The organism is Flavihumibacter sp. ZG627 (genome assembly GCF_000814325.1).
GTDB lineage: Bacteria > Bacteroidota > Bacteroidia > Chitinophagales > Chitinophagaceae > Flavihumibacter.
Genome location: NZ_JPHF01000001.1, coordinates 465,430 through 487,837, shown reverse-complemented (window position 1 = coordinate 487,837; position 22,408 = coordinate 465,430). Strand labels below are relative to the sequence as shown.

Below are 22,408 nucleotides of genomic sequence, written 5' to 3'. Positions count from 1 at the left end.
AAGCTAATCATAAATTAACGATCCACTTATGAGCCAATCACAGCTTGCATCCCAATCAGGCCATCCCAAAGGGTTATATATTCTCTTCGCAACGGAAATGTGGGAACGTTTCAACTATTACGGCATGCGGGCCGTGCTGGTGCTATTCATGACCAAAGCGCTACTGTTTGACAAAGTGTTTGCCTCCAATCTTTATGGCTCTTATACCGGGCTCGTTTACCTCACCCCATTGATCGGTGGATATATTGCAGACCGTTACTGGGGAAATAAAAGATCGATCATAGCAGGCGGATTGCTGATGGCTATTGGCGAATTCATACTTTTTTTCTGCGGCTCACTATATAGCACAAACGAATCACTATCCTCCATATTCTTTTTCTCCGGACTCGGATTCATGATTGCCGGTAACGGTTTCTTTAAGCCAAATATCTCATCGCTGGTAGGACAACTTTACCCCAAAGGTGATCGCCGGACAGATGCCGCCTATACAATTTTTTATATGGGGATAAATGTGGGAGGTGCACTGGGACCAATTGTTTGTGCATTCCTGGGCGATACCGGCGACCCTGCAGATTTCAAATGGGCTTTCCTGGCAGGAGGAATTGCCATGTTGCTCAGTGTGGTGGTACAGCTTGCATTCCAAAATAAATATGTTGTAGCGCCAGACGGGCAACCCCTCGGACAGGTTCCTGCAGATGCGCCGAAAGCATTTTCCAACCCAATATTTGTTGGACTGGGACTGGCTATTTTATCGGCCCTTATGATCGGACTTTTGTATATAGATGCTAAAGTATTCAGCTTCCTCACCTATCTGTTGCTGGCATCTGTGATATTCATCGCGTTTTTCATTTTCTCTGATAAAACCATTAATAAATTTGAAAAGGACCGGATCATGGTGATATTCATCGTGGCTTTTTTCGTGATCTTTTTCTGGAGTGCTTTTGAACAGGCGGGAGCATCTCTCACTTTCTTTGCAGATGAACAGACTGACCGGGTATTGAATTGGAATATTCCCATGGGGCTGATATACGTTTTATCGGCTGCGCTTCTTTATTATACATTTACGCTATTCCAGAAAGTTTCGAAAGGACTCGCGGATGCATTTCATAAAAATCTCCGCATTACTGTTCAGGTGCTGCTGGCAATATTATTTATCACTGTACTGGTTGGAAACATTTTGCTGGCCATGAAAGGGCAGTCTTCCATTCTGATAGATGAAGTTCCTGCCAGCGCATTTGCGTCACTAAACTCTATATATGTTGTGGCTTTTGCGCCGGTATTTGCATGGCTCTGGATAAAACTTGGTAAAAACGAACCATCGTCACCAACAAAAATGGCATGGGGATTATTGCTACTAGCTCTTGGATATTTGTGGATCGCATTTGGCGTAAAAAATGTTGAACCTGGCATCAAGGTGAGTATGATGTGGTTGCTTGGAATGTATGCACTACATACATGGGGTGAACTCTGTTTGTCACCTATCGGGCTTAGCCTCGTGAATAAGCTGGCTCCCTTGAAATTTGCCTCCCTGCTGATGGCCGTTTGGTTTCTTGCCAATGCTGCCGCCAATAAATTTGCAGGTGTGCTGAGCGCCTTGTATCCCGATGGCAAAACAACCAGTTTCCTCGGTTATGAAATGAATGATAATTATGACTTCTTCATGCTCTTTGTGGGCATGGCGGGCTTCGCATCATTGATACTCTTCCTGCTCACCAAGAAGTTGCAGAAGATGATGCACCCCAAGGAGATGTAAGAGGGAAGAGGTAAGAGGTAAGATTTGTTGTGGTGGCAGGTGTGTTGAGTGAATGGAAAACGTTTGGAAGTGCTGCAGCAAAAATCTTACCTCTTAAATCTTACCTCTTAAATCTTACCTCTTAAATCTTACCTCTTAATTGAATTCTTACCTCTTCCCTCTTAAATGTTACCTGTGAGTCATCCGCGCGCACTACCATACCTCTTCTTCTCCGAAATGTGGGAACGTTTTGGTTATTACCTCATGATCGGAGTTTTTACGCTTTACCTTAAAGATGTAAAGACCGGGTATGGAATGACGGAAGCAGAATCTGCAGATCTATATGGCACTTTCATTGCCCTCGTTTTCCTTACGCCGTTTTTGGGAGGACTACTGGCCGACCGTTATTTTGGTTACCGCAAATCAATCATTGGCGGTGGATTGATGATGGCCGCAGGATATTGCCTCATGGCAATCCATAACACTGCAATGCTTTATACCAGTATGACACTTGTTATAGTAGGAAACGGATTCTTCAAACCCAATATCAGTACGCTGCTCGGTAACGTTTACTCAACCCCACAGTTTAAAGCGCAGAAAGATGAAGGTTATAATATCTTTTACATGGGTATCAACCTCGGTGCCTTTATATGTAACTTTTTCGGTGCCGCACTTTATATAATGCTTGGTTGGGGATATGCCTTTATAGCCGCGGGTATTGGAATGCTGGTTGGAGTAGTGGTATTTATCATTGGCACTAAACATTATAAAGCATTTGATATAAAAAAAGGCGTGGGCAAGGATGATATGTCCATCAGCCGGATCGTATTACTAATACTTTTGCCTTCTGTAACTGCGGGTATACTTGGATGGTTGCTTCCGGGCTCATTATTCGGATCTGACTCAACTGATGCATTCATCTTCGCCTGTATCCCGGTCCTTTATTTTTATGGTTCACTCTATTTTAAGGCCGAAGCCAGTGAGAAGCGACCTATAGCCGCGCTGCTGGCGATCTTTGCTGTTGTGATCTTGTTTTGGGCAGTATTCAAACAAAATGGATCGGCATTAACTACGTGGGCCGATCGTTATACCAACCGTTCACTGGAAGGTACCACGGCTAAGGTATTTGACAAGCTAAGTCTCGCTCAGACCATTCCCTATAAAAAAGACAGTGTTGCCCTCTACGATCAGCAGTTCCGCTTACAAAAGGAGAACGGCGTGATATTGAAAGAGTTTAACTACCATCCCTATTTCCGCAACCTGGCCGAAGTCCAGAAGCCCGACGAAGGTTCCAGCGTAAAAGTGTGGGCAACCAACCTGAGCCAGAGCATTAATCCCGGTTGGGTGATACTGCTGACCCCATTGATAGTTGCCTTATTTACGTGGATGCGTCAACGAAACCGTGAACCAAGCACAGCAACTAAGATCGCATGGGGATTATTTATCTCCGGACTTTCCGCGCTGGTAATGGTGGCAGCAGTTTATGCAAGCAATAATGGTGCAGAGAAAGCGAGCCTATGGTGGCTGGTAGCAGGATATGGTGTTATAACGGTGGGTGAACTATTTCTGAGTCCGATGGGATTGTCGATAGTAAGCAAATTGAGTCCGCCGCGTATAACATCCCTGATGATGGGAGGTTGGTTTCTGTCAACATCTATTGGAAACAAACTCTCGGGAGTACTCGCCACGATGTGGGATCAATACGAGCATAAGGCGAACTATTTCTGGTTGAATTTCGCACTGCTGATGGCCGCTGCCGCGATGTGCTTTGCTATGTTGAAATGGCTGAATGGGATCCTGGAAGGTAAGAGGTGAGAGGTAAGAGGTAAGATTTGAGGGAAGAGGGAAGAGGTGAGATTTGAGGTAAGAGGTAAGAGGTGAGATTTGGGTGAAAGAACGGGGTGAGGTGAAAGGATTTGATTTTAGATTGAGGAATGGATACAAATGAATTGAAGAGCAGAAGTGCGGGGTTTGCATTGCAAATATTAAAACTTGTCGATCAGTTACCTGTTTTGAAAAGTAATTATATTATCAGTAATCAAATTGGCAGATCGGCTACCGGCGTGGCTGCTAATTACAGAGCAGCATGTAAAGCAAGAAGATATAAAGAATTCGTTGCAAAACTGGGAACAGTTGTTGAAGAAGCAGATGAAACCTGTTACTGGCTGGAACTATTGGAACAACTAAATATGGAGAATGATGAAGTTGTTCGTCTGAAGATTGAATCGAATGAATTGGTTTCTATTTTTTCTGCTGCTCTATAAACTGCGAGGGCAAAACTCAACACAGGTAAGATGTAAGAGGTAAGAGTTCAGATAAGAGGTAAGATTGAAGAGGTAAGATTTGTTGTGGTGGCAGGTGTGTTATGTAAATGAAAATAGTTTGGAACTGCTCCAGCCTAATTCTTACCTCTTACCTCTTACATCTTACCTGTATTAGTTGTTTTTGAACGGGACGACCATTTCGAACGCGGGAATATCTACATCAAAGAATTTCCTGGTATCCATGTTTTCCATTTGGTAGGAACCAGACATGCGACCCATTTCGGAGCGGAGATTACAGCCGCTAACGTATTGGTAACGGTCACCGGGCGTGAGCATGGGTTGAACGCCAACTACACCCTCGCCTTCCACTTCACGATGGTCACCATTTGAGTCGAAGATATGCCAATGCCTGCGGTGAAGTTTCACCGAAAAATTATTGTGATTATCTATGGTAATCCGGTAGGCAAACATGAACTCGCCCGCTAATGGATTTGAATAATCGGGCTGGTAATAGGTTTCCACACTCACCTCAACCCCCTGTGTGGTAGTACTGTTCATTCCCAAAATTTGTTTAAAGGTATACAAAAACAACAGCAGCACGCAGTTTTTGTTCATTTTATGAACGTTCGTTCGTGACCCCGGCTTACCTTTGCGCCACCTGATAATTTCAATTTGTAAATAGTATTATATGAAAATAGCTGTAGCCAAAGGCGATGGTATCGGTCCCGAGATCATGCAGGCTGTATTGGATATTTTTACGGCCAATAAAGTTCCGATCGAATATGAATACGTTGATATGGGTAAATGGGTTTTCGACAAGGGCTATTCCAATGGAATGACCCCGGATGCCCAGCAGACCATTGAAGACCTGGGAATATTATTCAAAGGTCCCATGGAAACGCCCAAAGGCAAAGGCGTTAAAAGTGTGAACGTTACTGCGCGTAAAACATGGAACACCTATGCGAACAAGCGTGTTTTCCAGACCCTTCATGGTGTTGACACGGTTTTCAGTAAGGCAGGAATCCCCATCGATCTTACCATTGTACGTGAAAATATTGAGGACACTTATGGCGGTATTGAGCATATGCTTACGCATGATGTTGCGCTCAGCCGTCGTTTTATCACCCGACCAGGTTCCCTTCAGGTGATCAAATACGCATTCGAAATGGCCAGCAAGAACGGATCAAAACGTATCACCTGCGGTCATAAGGCCAATATCATGAAGATTACCGACGGCCTCTTCCTGGAGGTTTTTTATGAAGTGGCAAAAGAATACCCCCATCTTAAAGCAGACGATGTTATTGTTGATGATCTCTGTATGAAATTAGTTAGCCGTCCTCAGGAATTTGACGTGGTGGTTCTCACTAACCTGCAGGGAGATATTGTAAGTGATCTCTGCGCGGGACTGGTTGGCGGACTTGGATTTGCTCCTTCCGCAAACATCGGCGACCACATCTGTATTTTTGAAGCAGTACATGGAACCGCACCTGATATAGCCGGAAAGAACATTGCAAATCCAACGGCCCTCCTCTTAAGCGGTATCGCCATGCTGAGGCACCTGGGAATGATGGAAAATGCTGCCACAATTGAAAACGCACTGCTATTTACTCTGGAAAGTGGTGTACATACAGGTGATTTTGGAGATAGGAGTATTCCTTCAGTAAATACCACTGTATTTGCCAATGCGATCATTTCCAACCTTGGCAAAACACCAACACATGGTGCAAGACCGATGTTGCCCAACCAGCCTGCCACTCAAACAGTTTTCAAGCTGGAAGAAAACCCGATGATCATGTCAAAAGAACCCGAAGATGAGCTGATCGTGGGGGTAGATATGTTCATTGAAAGCAGTGAACAACCAATGGTGATCGCGGAAAAATGCCTGCTGCATGTTGGTGATATTTTTAAACTTGTAACCATCAGCAATCGCGGCACACAGGTATGGCCGAAAGGATCGGTATTTACAAATATGGTGAACCAGTACAGCGCCCGTTTTGAAAGTGTTGGTGGGGCTGCAGTAACACAAACCGACATCCTCGAACTGTATCGTGCACTGATGGCCGATTTCAAGATCTGTTCAACTGAATTATTAAATAAATGGGGCGATAAGAATGCTTATAGTCTGGCCCAGGGGCAATAAGCTAAAGGGGAAGGAAAATAATCCGGGCTCTGAATAAACGCAATGGAGCCCAATTATAAAAACAGTCGCTTATTTGCGGCTGTTTTTTTTATGTATATTACTCTTCCAGGAAACCATTCTATGTATAAAGCACGCCACCTCCCCTTTTTGTTTATTACCGGGTATAGTATGTTATGCCTCGCATTGTTCCTACTTGATTTGCGCGGTTCAGGAAACAATTACCTTCTCTTAATGGGACTCATCGGCATGATTCTTTCCATCAGCTTTTGCGTATTGTGCTGGATGGAAATTTCTGCTTCAACCAGGTTAAGCAAGGCAGAAAAGAACAGGTGGAAAATCGGGCTATTAATAATACCTGCCCTTGCCGGGGTATTATATATGATAAAAGGCCGTGCGAATGCGATTGACTAACCCAAACATAATTGAATTGTTTTATCAGTTTGCCATAATGTATATAGCAATGCCGTTAATTTATACTTAGAAAGGCAATTTCCGGGTTATGGCAAAGGAAACAAATGCTGTAGCCACCATAGTTACAACTGACAGCAGGAAAAGAAGTTTACCCCGTCTGATTACCTCCGGTTCTTTATCACGCCGCCCTTCAAACCAAATATATGCACTGTACATGGCTAACAGGGCTGCACAAACGAAAACAAGCTGATAGAGCCCCCAACTGGCTGCAGTAGCATCGAGGAGAAATAGTTTATGCAGATATAGATGATTCATTAGGAGGTGATGTGTTTTTAGTAAAGATGATTTTTTCTTGAGTGGATAAATTATGGTGAGGGTTGATCCTGATTCTATGGGAGTGGAACAACGCGGGGTCAGCTCAGAATTTCTTAGAGCGACTATATCCGTTTTTAAGAAGCCATTGCAAAACTTTATCACGCTGGTCGCCCTGCACAAGAGCTTCTCCATCTTTAACTGACCCGCCGGTACCGCAAAAGTTTTTGAGTTGTTTTCCCAGCATCTCCAGATCATGAGAGGAGCCGATAAAGCCTGTGATGAGCGTAACAGCCTTCCCCCCTCTTTGTTTGGTATCAAGTTTAATGCGCAACAATTGTTTATCGGAGGGGAGTGTTTCAGATTGTTCGGTTTCTTCAGGTTCAAACCGGAAACCGGGGTCAGTGGAAAAAACGAAACCGTTCTTATCAGATGATCGTTTCTTAGACATTTGAAATGGTATGATGGTCCAAAAGTATGAATCAGAAATCAAATGAAAACCGGGAGATCTTATTTTGCAAATGCGTCAACTTTAATTGGCGCGGTATTTTCAGGCTGGTTCTGAGAAGAGGCTCCATGCTGATTTGAAGTAGCATCATGAGGATGCTGGTGCTGATATGAAGGTGTATCATCCGTTCCGGCCTGCTTTTGCGCTGCGGTTTCTGCCAAAAGCTGACGGAACATTTTCTCTGCATTCTTTTCATTACCGATGAGGTCTTCCAGACTTATCTTATCGAGGAACCTGTCGATCTGGTTTTGTAGCACCCGCCACAACGACCTTGAACTGCATTCAGCAGAGTTTGTGCAAACGGTTAAAAGTCCGGCATGAAGTCCACAGTAACCATCATCAAACAAACTGCCACCAAGGGCTTTAAGAACAACGTTCACTGATATATCTTTCCGCGGTCGCGATAAAAAATATCCACCGATCTTTCCGGGAGTGCTTTTAATAAAACCTTCCTGCCTGAGCAACCTTGTGAGCTTGGCTACATAGTTCATGCTTAGGCCCTCCGCCTGGCTGAGCTGGGAAATAGTGAGACCCTCCGGCTCGGAGCAAGCGGCTATCCTGATCAGGATGCGCAATCCATATTCTTCCTGTGCGGTGATCTTCATTATTTTTTGTTTTACATAAAACCAAGCTCAAGCCTTGCAGCTTCAGACATCATGCTTTTATCCCATGGCGGGTTCCAGGTTACAGAAACATGAACATCATTCACCCCTTCAATTTCACGGACACGCTGGTCAACCTCAATAGGAATACTTTGTGCGGCAGGACAACTAGGCGCTGTCAGTGTCATTACCACCTGAACATTGTTAATAGGTAGAATTGACACTTCATAGATTAATCCCAATTCGTAAATACTCACCGGGATCTCCGGATCGTAGATGGTTTGGAGTACCTCAATAACTTTTTCTTTTAATTGTTCCTCTGTGTTCATACTATCCGCTTGATTTGTCCATTAATTTAAAGGCCATGGCATAACTCTTCATCTGCTTCACCATGGCAACAAGTCCATTAGAACGGGTTTGGGCAAGATGGGTGGTCATCCCGATTGCCTGAATAAAGCCAAGTTTTGCTTCAATGATATCATCCGCACGCTGCCCGCTCAATACCCTGATCAACATGCTGATCAAACCCTTTACAATCACTGAATCACTATCGGCCTGGTAATAGACCCTGTCAGCTTTTCTTTCCGCAACCAGCCATACCGTACTCTGGCAACCCCTTACACGGTTCTCATCAATTTTATGAACCGATGGCAGAACAGGAAGTTTTTTTCCCAGGTCAATGATATATTCATATTTATCATCCCAGCTATCGAAGAGACTGAACTCTTCTATTATTTCTTCTTCAATTATTTCTATTGTCTTTTCCGTCATCTGCTATTGTTTTCCTCAGGAAAGCTTCCTGATGGCATTTTCAAGGGCTACGATCATGCTATCAATTTCTTCTTTGGTATTATAGATGGCAAAGGATGCACGGATAGTTCCGGGAATCCCAAACCTGTTCATCAGCGGCTGAGTACAATGATGGCCTGTGCGCACTGCGATGCCACGATTATCGAGCATTATACCAATATCCTGCGGATGAATTCCATCAATCACAAACGATACCAGGCTTATTTTTTCTCTGGCCTCGCCGATTATTTTCAATCCAGGTATTGCCTGAAGTTTTTCGGTTGCATACAGCAGCAGTTCATCCTCCCATGCAGCAATATTCTCTTTGCCATAATGTTCTATAAAATGAATGGCATCCCTAAGTGCAACTGTATCGGCAATATTTGGTGTGCCCGCTTCAAATTTATAGGGAAGATCATTGTATGTGGTTTTTTCAAAACGCACTTCCCTTATCATCTCACCTCCTCCCTGGAATGGAGGCATACTTTCCAGAATAGCCTTCTTTCCATATAATACGCCTATGCCTGTTGGACCATATATCTTATGACCAGAGAAAGTAAAGAAGTCAGCATCCAGGTCCTGTACATCAATAGGGATATGCGCAGCCGATTGTGCCCCATCCACCAATACGAGAGCGCCATGCTTATGCGCCTTCTCAATGATCTGCTTAACCGGGTTGACAGTACCAAGTGCATTGGAAACATGTACTATAGATACTAACCTGGTGTTGGATGATAATAACTTTTCATATTCCTCCAGCAGAAGTTCTCCCGCATCATTGATTGGGATCACTTTCAACACAGCGCCTTTTTCCTCACATAAGATTTGCCATGGAACAATATTCGAATGATGTTCCATAGTGCTGATGATGATCTCATCACCTTCCTTGATCTGCTGGCGTCCCCATGAATAAGCAACGAGGTTTACACTTTCGGTTACACCACGTGTAAAAACGATCTCTTCTATGGAAGATGCATTCAGGAAATGCATCACCAGGTGGCGGGTAGCCTCATAAGCCGCAGTGGCCTCTTCTGCCAGTGTGTGAATGCCGCGATGTATATTGGCGTTGGTATGCGAATAGTAATTGATAAGTCCATGGATCACCTCCGCCGGTTTCTGTGTAGTGGCAGCATTGTCAAAATACACAAGCGGATGACCTTTCACTTCCCTTGTAAGAACCGGGAACTGTTTACGCACGGCAGCAACATCTATTGATTTCCGCTGCAATGTGCTATGCTTCAAAACGGTTGAATCAGTATTCATACTCTTTAAGTTCTAACCGATGATTGATCAGTTCTTCCATATAATTCCGCAATGCCAGTGGCTTGATCTGTTCCAGGATATCGGTGGCAAAGCCATGCAATAACAATGACCTCGCCATATCTTCCGAAATACCTCTCGAACGCAGGTAAAAGATCCCATCTTCATCGAGTTGTCCAATGGTACAACCATGTGAACATTTCACGTCATCCGCAAAAATCTCCAGCTGTGGTTTTGTATTGACACTTGCCTCGGGTGAGAGGAGGATGTTCTTATTAGACTGGTAGGCATTTGTTTTCTGCGCCTGCTGTCTTACGAAGATCTTCCCATTGAAAACGCCGGTGGATCGGTCAGACATTACACCCTTATAAAGTTCATTACTGAAACAATGTGGTTTTACATTATCCACCAGGGTGTGGTTATCAATATGATCGTCACCTTTAGGCATATAGAGGCCGTACATATGGCTTTCGCAATGTTCCGCATCGAGAACGATGTTCAGATTGTTCCGAACCAGTTTGCCGTCAAGACTGATGGTAACCACATGACTATTACTTTTTCCTACATGACGTATATGCGTGGTACTCACGATGCTACTGTTAGGCGCATCATGCTGTAACTTATAATATTCCAGGAATGCGGCTTCTTCAACCACTGCTTCCACAACCTGGCTCGTGAGGCAATCAACATTACCAATAGTGATATTGTTATCAATCACCTGCAAAACAGCCCTCGCGGCAAGGTGAATAAGGCAACGGGGCTGCAGGAACTGGTGCTGCTTGCGGGCATCCGCGATATTAATAATATAGAGAGGATGCTCAGGTACGGCAGACTTTTTAACGGAAACAAAAGCGCCATCACGAAGCCATGCAGTATTCAGGGCATGTAAACCATCTTCATGGTATTTGCTGCTATGGCCGAGATGAGCTTTTACAATAGGGGCATATTCATTTTCTGCAGCAATTGCCAGCGGTACTATTTCAATACCACTGGATCGTATAACCGAGAATGCGGCTGAATAGAGTCCGTTAATAAACACAAGTTCGTTGGCCTCCGCCTGCCCTGGCAGCCTGAGGGCATCGAGGTCTTCGCGTGTGAAGGGAAGATCAGCTCCCGAAACAGGGAGATTGAGTTGCTTGTTGAACAGGCTGCTCACGCGGGTATATTTCCATTCTTCATGACGGGTGGTGGGAATACCAGTTCGCCTGAATTTCTCCAGGGCACCACGACGGATTTCCCGGAGATTATCAGCCCCGTTCATCGATAGTTCCTTATCAAGCTGTTCGTATATGTTATCGATATTTTCCATTAAGTTTCTGATGTTTTTGTGATGCCGGTAAAGAGTAGTTGAAAGAAAATTTTAAACTGTGGCTGTTTCATTCTTGATGAAATCATAGCCCCTTTCCTCCAGTTCCAATGCAAGTTCCTTTGTACCGGAACGAACTATCTTTCCATTCCACAATACATGTACAAAATCAGGAACGATATAATCCAGCAAACGCTGGTAATGCGTTACCACCAATACAGCGTTATCTTCCCTGCGAAGGCTGTTCACACCATTTGCCACGATCCGGATGGCATCAATATCGAGACCTGAATCGGTTTCATCCAGGATCGCCAGCTTTGGTTCGAGCATAGCCATCTGGAACACTTCATTCCTTTTCTTTTCCCCCCCTGAAAAACCTTCATTCAGCGAACGACTCAACAATGTTTTATCAATGTTCACCAAAGCCATTTTCTCCTTCATCAATTTCAGGAATTGCACAGCATCCAAAGGATCCTGTCCGCGGTACTTACGTACTTCGTTCAAAGAAGTTTTCATGAAGTTGATGGTGCTTAATCCGGGTATCTCAACAGGATACTGGAACGCGAGAAACAGCCCTTCCCCTGCCCTTTCTTCGGGTTTGAGATCAAGCAGGTCCTTACCATTGAATTCCACCGACCCGCCTGTAACATCATAATGATCACGGCCCGCCAGAACAGAGGCCAGCGTACTTTTACCGGAACCATTGGGTCCCATGATCGCATGAACCTCCCCTGCTTTTATTTCGAGGTTAATTCCCTTCAGTATCTCACGGTCTTCAATATTCGCTGTCAGATTTTTTATGCTTAACATTATCAGTTTTTTTCTATTATTAATTTGTTCTCACGGGCATCATTACCCTACGCTGCCTTCAAGACTTATAGCCAGCAGTTTCTGTGCTTCAACGGCAAATTCCATCGGAAGCTGGTTCATCACTTCTTTTGCAAATCCGTTAATGATGAGTGCCACCGCAGTTTCTGTATCAATACCCCGCTGGTTGCAGTAGAAAAGCTGGTCTTCACCGATCTTGGAAGTGGTAGCCTCGTGTTCTACAATGGCAGAATTGTTTTTCACTTCTATATAAGGGAAGGTATGTGCTCCGCATTTATCACCCAGCAGGAGTGAATCACACTGTGAAAAATTCCGGGCATTGTAAGCATTCCTGCTAACGTGTACAAGTCCGCGGTAACTGTTATTGCTAAAGCCGGCAGAGATACCTTTAGATACGATCCTGCTTTTGGTATTTTTACCCAGGTGCATCATTTTCGTGCCGGTATCTGCCTGTTGGTGGTTATTGGTAACCGCAACGGAGTAAAATTCGCCGGTGGTATTATCGCCTTTCAAAATCACGCTGGGATATTTCCAGGTAATGGAAGAACCTGTTTCTACCTGGGTCCAGGAGATCTTTGAGTTATCACCTTTACAGATGCCACGCTTGGTAACGAAATTATAGATACCACCTTTGCCTTCCTTATCGCCAGGGTACCAGTTCTGTACGGTGGAATATTTTATTTCGGCATCTTTCATGGTGATCAGTTCCACCACCGCGGCATGCAACTGGTTTTCGTCGCGCATCGGCGCGGTGCAACCTTCAAGGTAACTCACATAGCTGCCCTCGTCGGCAATGATGAGGGTCCTTTCAAACTGACCGGTATTCTCGGCATTGATCCGGAAATAGGTGGAAAGCTCCATCGGGCAGCGAACGCCTTTGGGGATATAACAAAAGGAACCGTCACTGAAAACCGCCGAGTTGAGGGTGGCAAAAAAGTTATCCGTAATTGGAACCACCGAACCCAGGTATTCCTGTACCAGTTCGGGATGCTCGCGAATGGCTTCACTAATGGAACAGAAGATGATACCCTGCTCCTTTAGCTGGTCCTTGAAGGTGGTGGCAATCGATACACTGTCCATTACCACATCAACCGCTACTCCCGTTAGTCTTTTCTGTTCGTCGAGAGAGATCCCCAGCTTTTCAAAGGTTCTGCGAAGTTCGGGGTCAATTTCATCCAGACTACCCGGCGCTATCTTTTGTTTGGGGGAGGAATAGTAGATAATATCCTGATAGTCAATGCTATCATATTTGATATTAGCCCATTGAGGTTCCTTGTCCTTTATGGTTAGCCAGTGGCGGAAAGCTTTCAATCGCCAGTTTAACATCCATTCAGGTTCATTTTTCTTGGCCGAAATAAAGCGGACTGTGCTCTCATCCAGTCCCATCGGTGCCTCATCTGTTTCCATGGGGGTTACAAACCCATATTTATATTCTGTGAAAACATGAGGCGGAATAGTATTCAGTTCGTTTTCCATTATTTTTCCACTCATCTTGTTATTAATACAAAAAAGTACAAACAAAGTTCGGCATTATAGACGAGACGAAAAAACTGAAATGAAATCTTAACAGGATTTAGCGCATAACCGCTTTCAGACTGAGGTCCAGGCTCCGGGCCTGGTGAATGAGGGCGCCTACACTCACATAATCGACCCCTGTTGCGGCGTACTGAAGGAGGTTATCGAGGTTGATCCCACCGCTTGCTTCGGTTTCAAAACCGGGGGGAATGAGGGGAAGTGCTTCACGGATCATGGCGGGACTAAAATTATCAAGCATAATACGGAAGACCTTTCCTTGTCCAACGGAAACCACTTCCTTAACATCGTCCAGCGACCTTGTTTCTACTTCTATGTGCAGACCAGGTTTCTGGGTTTGTACATAATTAAAGGCTTTGTCGATAGCTTTTGTGATGCCGCCGCAGTAATCGATATGATTATCCTTGAGCATGATCATATCATACAGGGCGAAACGATGGTTTACACCGCCGCCAATGGCTACGGCCCATTTTTCGAGCAGGCGGAAATTGGGAGTGGTCTTCCGGGTATCAAGAACCCTGGTATGAAGGCCTTTTAACTGGTCGGTATATTTCCTGGTGAGGGTGGCTATTCCGCTCATGCGCTGCATACAGTTCAATACAAGCCTTTCGCACATAAGAATGGTATGCACATCCGCATCCACTTCAAAGGCAACTTCTCCATACTTCATGATTTCCCCATCCTTTTTGAAAGCACGGAAACTGATATCAGGTTGCATATGACGGAAAATACGTTCCGCCACCTCCATGCCTGCCAACACACCGTCCTCTTTTATCTTCAGCACAGCACTGCCTTTTTCGCCGGCCGGAATAGCGCTGAGGGTAGAATGGTCGCCATCACCTATATCTTCTGCCAAAGCATCGGTGATGAGTTTGTTAAGGAGTGCTTCAAATGCTATCATAAAACAAATCTAAGCATAAAAAAAGCCCACCATCGCTGGCGAGCCTTCTTACTATAAAACTATGGTTTCTCTTCTCTTTCTATATAGGAGTTCCCAATTACTCCTGCTGGAACCTAACCTCCTGCAGAAACTGCTTTTCGCCCTTCTGCTTCATAAATATGGTTGTACGGTACCGACCATTATTGGTGTTCAACATTCCGATGACAAAGTTGGAACCGCTGTTCTCACCCCGGTGTTTGGGCTCAAAAGACTTAACGCCGCCATTACTGCTGAAAAAATCCTTAATGATCATCTCTGCCTGGCTCCTGCTGTAGTTATCGCTGCGATCGGGCAGTGATATATCAACCCGACTGTCAAAAAATCTTGAAAGCATGTTGGCATTCCCTGATTTCAGAGCCACCACCACCGAATCCATTTCCGCTCCTTTATTGGTAAAAGAAACCAGGAGTGAACCTAATGCGATAAGGATAAGTGTAAAAATGTTTTTCATTCGTAGAATTTGATTGGTTTATAAGTTTTCACCAGGACTACGGATTGGGTTGGCCACCTCTCCATCCCCCAAAAGTGTGCCAACTGTCATTAAACCTTCTACCGGTCATCAAAACCCCAAAATAAACTAGATTTACAGGATAAAATCAAGCTGAACCCTTCAAACGATGAAAAAAGCGATCCTGATCATTATGGACGGATGGGGCCTCGGAAAAGTTGCTTCCAGTGATGCCATCCAGCATGCCAATGTACCTTTTGTGAGCAGCCTCTACCACCAATATCCCCATACAACGCTGGTAACCTGTGGTGAAGCAGTAGGTCTTCCCGACGGGCAGATGGGAAACAGTGAAGTGGGTCATCTTAATTTAGGAGCCGGCCGAATTGTATACCAGGAATTGCAACGAATCAATGTTGCCATCCGTGATGGCGAGTTACAGCAGCATCCTGTTCTGCTGCAGGCGATCCGCCATGCCAAAGCCACTGATACGGCCCTGCACCTGCTGGGACTGGTGAGCGATGGAGGAGTTCATTCCCATACCAATCACCTGAAGTCGATAATAAGCGTTTGCAAACAGGAGGGGCTCCAAAAAGTATTTATTCATGCCTTTACTGACGGCCGGGATACTGATCCAAAGAGTGGCCTGAATTATCTGACCAGTTTGCAGGGTCACCTCGACCAGAACACCGGAACCATTGCCACGGTGAGCGGGCGTTATTATGCTATGGACCGCGACAGGCGCTGGGAGCGCGTTAAACTGGCTTATGATGCCATGGTGAAGGGGCAGGGAGAAATAGCCACCAACGCACTTGCGGCTGTACAGGATTCTTATGACCGCAGCCTCACAGATGAATTTATATTGCCCACAGTCATTACCAATGAAGCAGGAATACCATTGGCAACCATTAAGAATGGTGATACGGCCATCTGTTTCAATTTCAGAACCGACCGCTGCAGGGAGATCACCGAAGTACTCACGCAAATGGATATGCCGGAGCATGGCATGAGGCACCTGGACCTCCATTATACCACCATGACAGAATACGACAAGACCTTCCGCAATGTGCATGTCATATTTGAAACGGATAACCTGAACAACACCTTAGGCGAAGTTCTGGCCAGGAATGGGAAAAAGCAGATCCGCATTGCGGAGACCGAGAAATATCCGCACGTAACATTTTTCTTCAGCGGCGGCCGCGAAAATCCATTTGATGGCGAGAGTCGGATCCTGATGCCATCCCCCAAAGTAGCCACCTACGATCTGCAACCCGAAATGAGTGCATTCGAGCTCACCAATGCGCTCCTGCCAGAATTAGAAGCAGAGAATGCTGATTTTGTTTGCCTGAATTATGCCAATGCAGATATGGTTGGACATACCGGTATTTTTTCAGCAGCCATCCGGGCGGTTGAAACGGTTGACCAATGTGTTCAGCAGGTGGTGACTAAAGCCCTTGATCATGGCTATACCGTTTTCCTGACAGCTGACCATGGCAATGCCGATTATATGATCAATGAAGATGGAAGTCCAAATACCGCGCATACCCTCAATGTGGTTCCACTTTTTATCATTGACAAAAACTGGCGCGGCACGGTGAACCCTGGTAAACTAGGGGATATAGCACCAACTATCCTTAAATTTATGGGATTACCGATTCCGGTGGAGATGACCGGAAATGTATTGGTTGAAAACTAATCACTCTTAATACCCATATAATATGATCAAAAAGATTTTTCTTTTCCTGCTGGTGGTTCTGTTGGTTTTGCAGGCATTCAGGCCTAAAAAAGACAATAACGGACCAACCGGACTGGCGGCCAATATCAACAATTTTGTTGAGGTGCCATCAGATGTTGACCAATTGCTGAAAACAAGCTGTTACGACTGCCATAGTAATAAGACCACTTATCCATGGTATTCAAATATTCAACCCATTGGCTGGTGGCTGGATGATCATGTGGATGAAGGAAAGAAGGAATTAAACTTTGATGATTACGGCAATTATAACCTTCGTCGCAAATACCATAAAATTGAAGAAGTAGCTGAAATGGTTGAAGAGGGTGAAATGCCCCTTCCCTCCTACACCATTATTCACACAAATACCAAACTTGATGAGGAACAGCAAAAACTAATAATTAGCTGGACCGATAAGGTAATGAATGATATGAAGGCAAAGTATCCTATAGATAGTCTGATCTTAAAGAAATAGCACCAATGCCAGTGCGCCATTATCTATTACATGCATTAATACTGCCCACAGGGTTGGTTATACTGGCCCCATTTTTATATTCCTTTTATTTCCAGGTACAACAATTTCTTATCAGGAAGGAGATGGAAAAAAAACTCCAGGGTGCGGAGATCGTAACCATTAAAATAAAAAAAGGCGCGCTGGTATGGTATAAAAAGGACAAAGAGATCATTATTGATGACCAGCTATTTGATGTGCTTTCAATCCGGGCTGATGGTGACATACTGTTGGTAAACGGGTTGTTCGATCCTAAGGAATCGAAATTGCAGATGAAAGCGATCAGGTTACTTGATAAAGAACAAAAAGAATCCGGAAGATCACTTTCCGGCATTGTGAAAATGTTTCAGATAGCGGCATTCCTACCACTAGATGAAAGGGATATTGAATTTGAAATTATATACAGAAAATCAAAACTGCCAACACTCACGGAAGCAATAGAACATTGTTTTATGGCAGTAGCCAGTCCCCCTCCGAAGTATGTATAACCGAAAAAATAAAATAAGGTTATAACATTCAAACTATTTCATGATAATATTCACCAATGCGGCAAACGCCAGCATTAAGCCATGCTATGCGCATATATTTATTATTGGGCTGCTAATGATTTTTAATCAGGCAGTATTTTCACAGGAGCCGGAAAAGGACAGTATTAAAGTTGCAGAACTTAACGAGGTCATCTTTTCATTCAATAAATGGGAGCAACAGTTGAATGAAGTGCCCAATAAGATCACGAAGATCTCACGTGCACAGATTATGTTCCGTCAACCCCAGACATCGGCAGATATGCTTGGGCAAACGGGAACAGTTTTCATACAGAAAAGCCAGCTGGGCGGGGGCAGTCCCATGATCAGGGGTTTCGCAACCAACAGGGTACTGCTTGTTGTAGATGGAGTACGGATGAACAATGCTATTTACCGCAGCGGTAATTTACAGAATGTGATAAGCATTGATCCTCTTGCCATTGAAGAAAGTGAAGTGGTGTTTGGTCCGGGCAGCCTGATCTACGGCTCCGACGCAATTGGCGGTGTGATGGATTTCCACAGCCTCGAACCCCGCTTCAGCAGTGATAGCATAACATTAGTACAGGCGGGTGCACTGGCACGTTATAGCAGCGCTAATCGCGAAAAAACCATCCATGCCGACCTGAATATAGGGGGCAGGAGAGTTTCATGGGTAAGTTCCATCACCTATAGTTCATTTGATGATCTGAAAATGGGCAAACACGGAGGACAGGACAACTACCTGCGCCCTGAATATATTCAGCGTATAGGCATGAGTGATAGTATCATAAAAAATGCCGACCCGCGGGTACAGAAATATACCGGCTACGAGCAGGTGAACATGCTGCAGAAAATAAAAATCCGTTTATCGGATAAGCTCATGATGCAGTATGGTTTCACCTATTCGGGTACGGGAAGCGCACCCAGGTATGACAGGCTGATCCAATACCGGGGAGGTAAGCTTCGCTTTGCGGAGTGGAACTATGGACCAATGCTATGGCGCATGCATAACCTTAACTTTTTACATGCCAAAAAAACAGCGCTTTATGATAATGCGCGACTTACAATAGCTTATCAAAATTATACAGAGAGCAGGATCGACCGGCAGCGTAACAGGGTGAACAGGAATATACAGACCGAGCAGGTCAAAGCATCCAGTATAAACTGGGATGCCGAAAAAAAACTGGGCCGGGGCCAGCTATTCTGGGGAGCCGAATATGTACATAACAATATTGGTTCTGCCGGGGAAATAATTGATATCAGTACCGGCAATAAAGAGCGGGCGGTAAGCAGGTATCCGGATGGTAGTAAATGGTTTTCTTCCGGACTGTATGGGAGCTACAAAATAAATATAAACAATGCATTTACGGCAAGTTCGGGTATACGCTATAGTTATACGGGGCTGGATGCTGATTTTGATGACAGTTATATTCCCTTCCCTTATGATAATACACGGTTACGAAAAGGGGCATTCACTATCAACACTGGGATTGTTTACCGGGCTGGCAATCACTGGCAATTCAATGCCAATATCGCGAGCGGATACCGCATGCCGAATATTGATGATATCGGTAAACTCTTTGAAAATGCACCGGGAAATATCACTGTTCCCAATCCAACCCTTAAACCCGAGTATGCCTGGAATTTTGAAACGGGAGTTGCCTACAGATCTGCCGGATTAAGAGTAGAGCTGACGGGTTTCCATACCCTTTTGGAGGATGCTATCGTGCGAAGACCATATTCTTTCAACGGGCAGGACAGCATTTTATTTGATGGTACAAAGAGTCGGGTGGAAGCATTGCAGAATGTTGCCCGAGCAACGGTCTGGGGATTGCAGCTAAGTACGTTGATACCTATATATGAGGGCTTCAGTGCGCGACTGAATGCCAACTATATAACCGGGAAAGAAACGGATGAAACTACGGGTGACGGAGAAGGGAGGCAAGTACCGTTGCGACATGCCCCGCCATTTTATGGCAACCTAGCTTTAGCCTATTTAAAAGGAAAGATCCAGTTAGAACTTAATACCATTTATAATAGCCGGATCACCAATAGTAAGCTGGCACCAACAGAAAAGACCAAAGCTGGAATCTACGCGGTTGACAGGGAGGGCAGGCCATTCTCACCAGACTGGTACACTGTTAATCTCAATGCCAGTTACCGGCTCAACAGCGCCTTCAGTATACAGGCCGCCTGGGAGAATATTACTAACCAGCGATACAGGCCTTATTCGTCGGGGTTGGTGGCGGCGGGCAGCCAGGTGGTCGTCGGGGTGAGGTATGGAAACAGGTAAGAGGTAAGAAGTAAGAGGTAAGATTTGGGGAAAAGAGGGATAGGACAACGTATTCCTTTTTTCCCTAACTTACGATAGCATAACCCCCACTATGACGGAAGAAATCCTTCTCAATGGATGTCTGAACAATGATCCGATGGCGCAGAAGGAACTGTACCAGAAATACAGTTCCCGAATGTTATCGGTATGTTACCGATTTGCACACAACCGCGAAGATGCGGAGGACATGATGCAGGAAGGTTTCATTAAAGTATTCTCACAGATCCATAGTTTCCGCGGCCATGGAGTCTTTGAAGGCTGGGTGCGGCGCATCATGGTTCACACCTGCATCAATCACCTGAAAAGAAATAAGAAATTTAACGAGAGCGTTGATATTATCCATGCCAATGGCGTACAGGTGAGGGAAGAATCTGTGCACTCAATTGTACAGGCTAAACAGGTAATAGAATGTATCCGTATGTTACCAATTGGTTACCGCACCGTTCTGAACCTCTATGCACTGGAAGGATATTCGCATAAAGAGATCGCTACTGTTCTTGATATTGAAGAAAGTACCAGCCGATCGCAATATACCCGTGCCCGGCAAATGCTGGAAGAGATTCTTGTGAGAAAAAAAATCCTTCAAAAACCTCAGGATAAAGTGTCTTTGTTAGCAGCGTTTGGACGCTAAAAAGACTCTATGTAAGGAAACAGGGCATATTAATGAAAACGCATCCCTAACCGGACGAAGATGGAGCAACAATTTTTTGAGAACGAATTTGAACAGTTTCTAAAGGAGAACGCCGATCAGCATAGGATGTACCCTTCTGATGGAGTATGGACGAATATTTATCGCCGTATGCATCCCGGAAGGAGACGTGTTGCTCTCGGCGCCCTACTCTTATTAGTTCTGTCGGGCATTGTGTGGTTAAGTACTACAGATGCGGTTGATCGTTCCCGTCGCCCTGCCAAAATCATTTCCAGCTCTCCAATCAGCGAACATTCACTTTATGGGGAAAGCTCCGGCGTAACCGTTCATGATATTATTGCAAAACTCAGGGCCAAGTCGCTGATCCCCCCTATGGCCATTGAGGCTCCAATAAGACTGACCCCGTTAAAGATAAAGGCTAATAAAGAAGGCAGCACGCTGATCGCATTTGACCCATCGGGAATAAGGGTTGGTCCTCTGGCCTTAGCACCCACACTGGCTGCCGCCAACCTGTTATTACAAGAGATCAACTCCACACAATACAGCCAGCTGATCGTTCATAATGGCACCTTGCCCGCCACTGGTATCCTGCCTGGCTCTAATACGGCCTTATATGCCCAGCAACCAGCATCAATTGCAAATGCTGGTTCCAGAAATGTAGTGAGCGGAGTGGTGAGTGCAAATGAAATAATTAAACCCGATGCCGGGAATGTATCTGAAGTAACACTGGCACCCAATGTTAATGCGCGGCTCGGAAAGGATGAAGGCAATCCGCCAACAACCACTTTTATTCCATTACCAGGTACGCCAAGTACCAGTTTGCAGGCATCATCAACTTCTATACCCGTGGTAGACAACAGGCTGATAAGATTTAGGATGCCAGCGCGCAGGAATTTCTCATTCCTGATGCATTTTGCCCCCAGCATTGGATACCGCAACCTGTTTGAAGGGAAATCAAGGACCACTTATGGCAACTCTCCCCTGATGGTTAGGCACCTGAATGTGAACCAGTTTGTTAACCACCAACCGGCCATTGGCTTTGAGCTGGGTGGTGCGTTCCGCTACCAGGCAAGCAAAGCATTCTCCATACGCTCAGGTTTACAACTTAACCTGACGCGCTATAAGATCGAAGCATTTTCTCATCTTCTTGAGAAAACAACCGTGGCATTGCAATCAGAATATGGATATCGCAGGGATACGCTTGTTGCAACGTCTAATGTGCGAAACCTGGCAGGCGATAATCCGCGTAGCATGCAGAACCAATACCTGCAGGTGACCATTCCGATCGCCGCGGAATTAAAGCTGATGGGCGACCAGAAACTGCAGGTGAACATTGCAGCCGGATTACAACCAAGTTATCTCCTCAACACCAATCAATACCTGCTGAGCAGCAACCTCTCCAATTATGTTAGGGAGCCATCATTGGTACGTCGCTGGAATATGGCAAGCAGTCTCGAGGCATTTGTTTCTTACCAGAGCGGTGATATCCGCTGGCAGGTGGGTCCGCAATTCCGGTATAATCTCTTCTCCACTTATAAAAAGGAATACCCCATCCGCGAAAACCTGATGGAATACGGTATGAAAATCGGGGTAAGCAAAACTTTGCGCTAA

The 22,408-nt window shown here is 45.0% G+C and carries 23 protein-coding genes; 11 read left to right on the top strand and 12 right to left on the bottom strand.

Annotation, left to right across the window (positions count from 1 at the left end):
• The first annotated feature begins 28 nt into the window (after positions 1–28).
• The 3 genes from HY58_RS02170 to HY58_RS02160 all read left to right on the top strand — a co-directional run bounded on the left by HY58_RS02170 (position 29) and on the right by HY58_RS02160 (position 3,996).
• Positions 29–1,753, top strand: coding sequence for a peptide MFS transporter (locus HY58_RS02170; protein ID WP_039126962.1), 1,725 nt, complete (start codon positions 29–31; stop codon positions 1,751–1,753).
• A 174-nt stretch (positions 1,754–1,927) separates the two neighbouring features.
• The gene (locus HY58_RS02165; protein ID WP_371197849.1) at positions 1,928–3,547 is read left to right on the top strand and encodes a peptide MFS transporter; all 1,620 of its coding nucleotides are present in this window, start codon (positions 1,928–1,930) and stop codon (positions 3,545–3,547) included.
• 119 nt (positions 3,548–3,666) lie between these two features.
• Positions 3,667–3,996 carry a four helix bundle protein gene (locus HY58_RS02160; RefSeq protein WP_039126958.1) on the top strand — a complete coding sequence of 110 codons (330 nt, stop codon included), beginning with the start codon at positions 3,667–3,669 and terminating at the stop codon, positions 3,994–3,996.
• Positions 3,997–4,167: 171 nt separating this feature from the next.
• Here HY58_RS02160 and apaG read toward each other — a convergent pair whose 3' ends face one another.
• Positions 4,168–4,554 (bottom strand): Co2+/Mg2+ efflux protein ApaG, encoded by a 387-nt coding sequence (apaG, locus tag HY58_RS02155; RefSeq protein ID WP_039126955.1) that lies wholly within the window; start codon positions 4,552–4,554, stop codon positions 4,168–4,170.
• A gap of 130 nt (positions 4,555–4,684) precedes the next feature.
• Between apaG and HY58_RS02150 the strand changes: the two genes are divergently transcribed.
• Both HY58_RS02150 and HY58_RS02145 read left to right on the top strand, forming a co-directional pair.
• A complete protein-coding gene (locus HY58_RS02150) occupies positions 4,685–6,136 on the top strand; it encodes an NADP-dependent isocitrate dehydrogenase (protein WP_039126952.1) in 1,452 nt (483 codons plus the stop codon).
• Positions 6,137–6,256: 120 nt separating this feature from the next.
• Positions 6,257–6,547: a hypothetical protein gene (locus HY58_RS02145; RefSeq protein ID WP_156123538.1), complete on the top strand. Its 291-nt coding sequence runs from the start codon at positions 6,257–6,259 to the stop codon at positions 6,545–6,547.
• Positions 6,548–6,613: 66 nt separating this feature from the next.
• On the opposite strand, the gene HY58_RS02140 is transcribed toward HY58_RS02145, so the two are convergent.
• From HY58_RS02140 to HY58_RS02090, 11 genes are all read right to left on the bottom strand, one after another.
• Positions 6,614–6,862: a hypothetical protein gene (locus tag HY58_RS02140; protein ID WP_039126946.1), complete on the bottom strand. Its 249-nt coding sequence runs from the start codon at positions 6,860–6,862 to the stop codon at positions 6,614–6,616.
• 103 nt (positions 6,863–6,965) lie between these two features.
• The gene (locus tag HY58_RS02135) at positions 6,966–7,310 is read right to left on the bottom strand and encodes a translation initiation factor (RefSeq protein ID WP_039126943.1); all 345 of its coding nucleotides are present in this window, start codon (positions 7,308–7,310) and stop codon (positions 6,966–6,968) included.
• A gap of 59 nt (positions 7,311–7,369) precedes the next feature.
• Complete coding sequence (locus HY58_RS02130; RefSeq protein ID WP_072037560.1) at positions 7,370–7,972, bottom strand: Rrf2 family transcriptional regulator; 603 nt, start codon at positions 7,970–7,972, stop codon at positions 7,370–7,372.
• Between the two features lie 11 nt (positions 7,973–7,983).
• Positions 7,984–8,298 (bottom strand): DUF59 domain-containing protein, encoded by a 315-nt coding sequence (locus tag HY58_RS02125; protein ID WP_039126940.1) that lies wholly within the window; start codon positions 8,296–8,298, stop codon positions 7,984–7,986.
• Position 8,299: 1 nt separating this feature from the next.
• The gene (locus tag HY58_RS02120) at positions 8,300–8,740 is read right to left on the bottom strand and encodes a SufE family protein (RefSeq protein ID WP_039126937.1); all 441 of its coding nucleotides are present in this window, start codon (positions 8,738–8,740) and stop codon (positions 8,300–8,302) included.
• A gap of 15 nt (positions 8,741–8,755) precedes the next feature.
• Entirely contained in the window at positions 8,756–10,021 is a 1,266-nt protein-coding gene (locus tag HY58_RS02115; protein WP_052323774.1) for a cysteine desulfurase, read from the bottom strand.
• A complete protein-coding gene (gene sufD, locus HY58_RS02110) occupies positions 10,011–11,327 on the bottom strand; it encodes a Fe-S cluster assembly protein SufD (RefSeq protein ID WP_039126934.1) in 1,317 nt (438 codons plus the stop codon). The genes HY58_RS02115 and sufD overlap by 11 nt, the downstream gene beginning before the upstream one ends.
• Positions 11,328–11,378: 51 nt before the next feature.
• Complete coding sequence (sufC, locus tag HY58_RS02105; protein WP_039126932.1) at positions 11,379–12,134, bottom strand: Fe-S cluster assembly ATPase SufC; 756 nt, start codon at positions 12,132–12,134, stop codon at positions 11,379–11,381.
• 42 nt (positions 12,135–12,176) lie between these two features.
• Positions 12,177–13,643 (bottom strand): Fe-S cluster assembly protein SufB, encoded by a 1,467-nt coding sequence (gene sufB / locus HY58_RS02100; protein ID WP_253271482.1) that lies wholly within the window; start codon positions 13,641–13,643, stop codon positions 12,177–12,179.
• A gap of 82 nt (positions 13,644–13,725) precedes the next feature.
• The gene (gene nadC / locus HY58_RS02095) at positions 13,726–14,586 is read right to left on the bottom strand and encodes a carboxylating nicotinate-nucleotide diphosphorylase (RefSeq protein ID WP_039126930.1); all 861 of its coding nucleotides are present in this window, start codon (positions 14,584–14,586) and stop codon (positions 13,726–13,728) included.
• A gap of 97 nt (positions 14,587–14,683) precedes the next feature.
• On the bottom strand, positions 14,684–15,076 hold the full coding sequence (locus HY58_RS02090) for a DUF4783 domain-containing protein (RefSeq protein WP_039126927.1): 393 nt from the start codon (positions 15,074–15,076) through the stop codon (positions 14,684–14,686).
• 166 nt (positions 15,077–15,242) lie between these two features.
• On the opposite strand from HY58_RS02090, the gene gpmI reads away from it, so the two are divergent.
• From gpmI to HY58_RS02060, 6 genes are all read left to right on the top strand, one after another.
• On the top strand, positions 15,243–16,766 hold the full coding sequence (gene gpmI / locus HY58_RS02085) for a 2,3-bisphosphoglycerate-independent phosphoglycerate mutase (protein WP_039126924.1): 1,524 nt from the start codon (positions 15,243–15,245) through the stop codon (positions 16,764–16,766).
• 22 nt (positions 16,767–16,788) lie between these two features.
• Complete coding sequence (locus HY58_RS02080) at positions 16,789–17,277, top strand: heme-binding domain-containing protein (protein ID WP_039126920.1); 489 nt, start codon at positions 16,789–16,791, stop codon at positions 17,275–17,277.
• Positions 17,278–17,399: 122 nt separating this feature from the next.
• A complete protein-coding gene (locus tag HY58_RS02075) occupies positions 17,400–17,801 on the top strand; it encodes a hypothetical protein (RefSeq protein WP_156123537.1) in 402 nt (133 codons plus the stop codon).
• Between the two features lie 40 nt (positions 17,802–17,841).
• Complete coding sequence (locus HY58_RS02070; protein WP_052323773.1) at positions 17,842–20,109, top strand: TonB-dependent siderophore receptor; 2,268 nt, start codon at positions 17,842–17,844, stop codon at positions 20,107–20,109.
• Positions 20,110–20,200: 91 nt separating this feature from the next.
• Positions 20,201–20,779 carry an RNA polymerase sigma factor gene (locus tag HY58_RS02065; protein WP_039126918.1) on the top strand — a complete coding sequence of 193 codons (579 nt, stop codon included), beginning with the start codon at positions 20,201–20,203 and terminating at the stop codon, positions 20,777–20,779.
• A 60-nt stretch (positions 20,780–20,839) separates the two neighbouring features.
• The gene (locus tag HY58_RS02060) at positions 20,840–22,408 is read left to right on the top strand and encodes an outer membrane beta-barrel protein (protein ID WP_039126916.1); all 1,569 of its coding nucleotides are present in this window, start codon (positions 20,840–20,842) and stop codon (positions 22,406–22,408) included.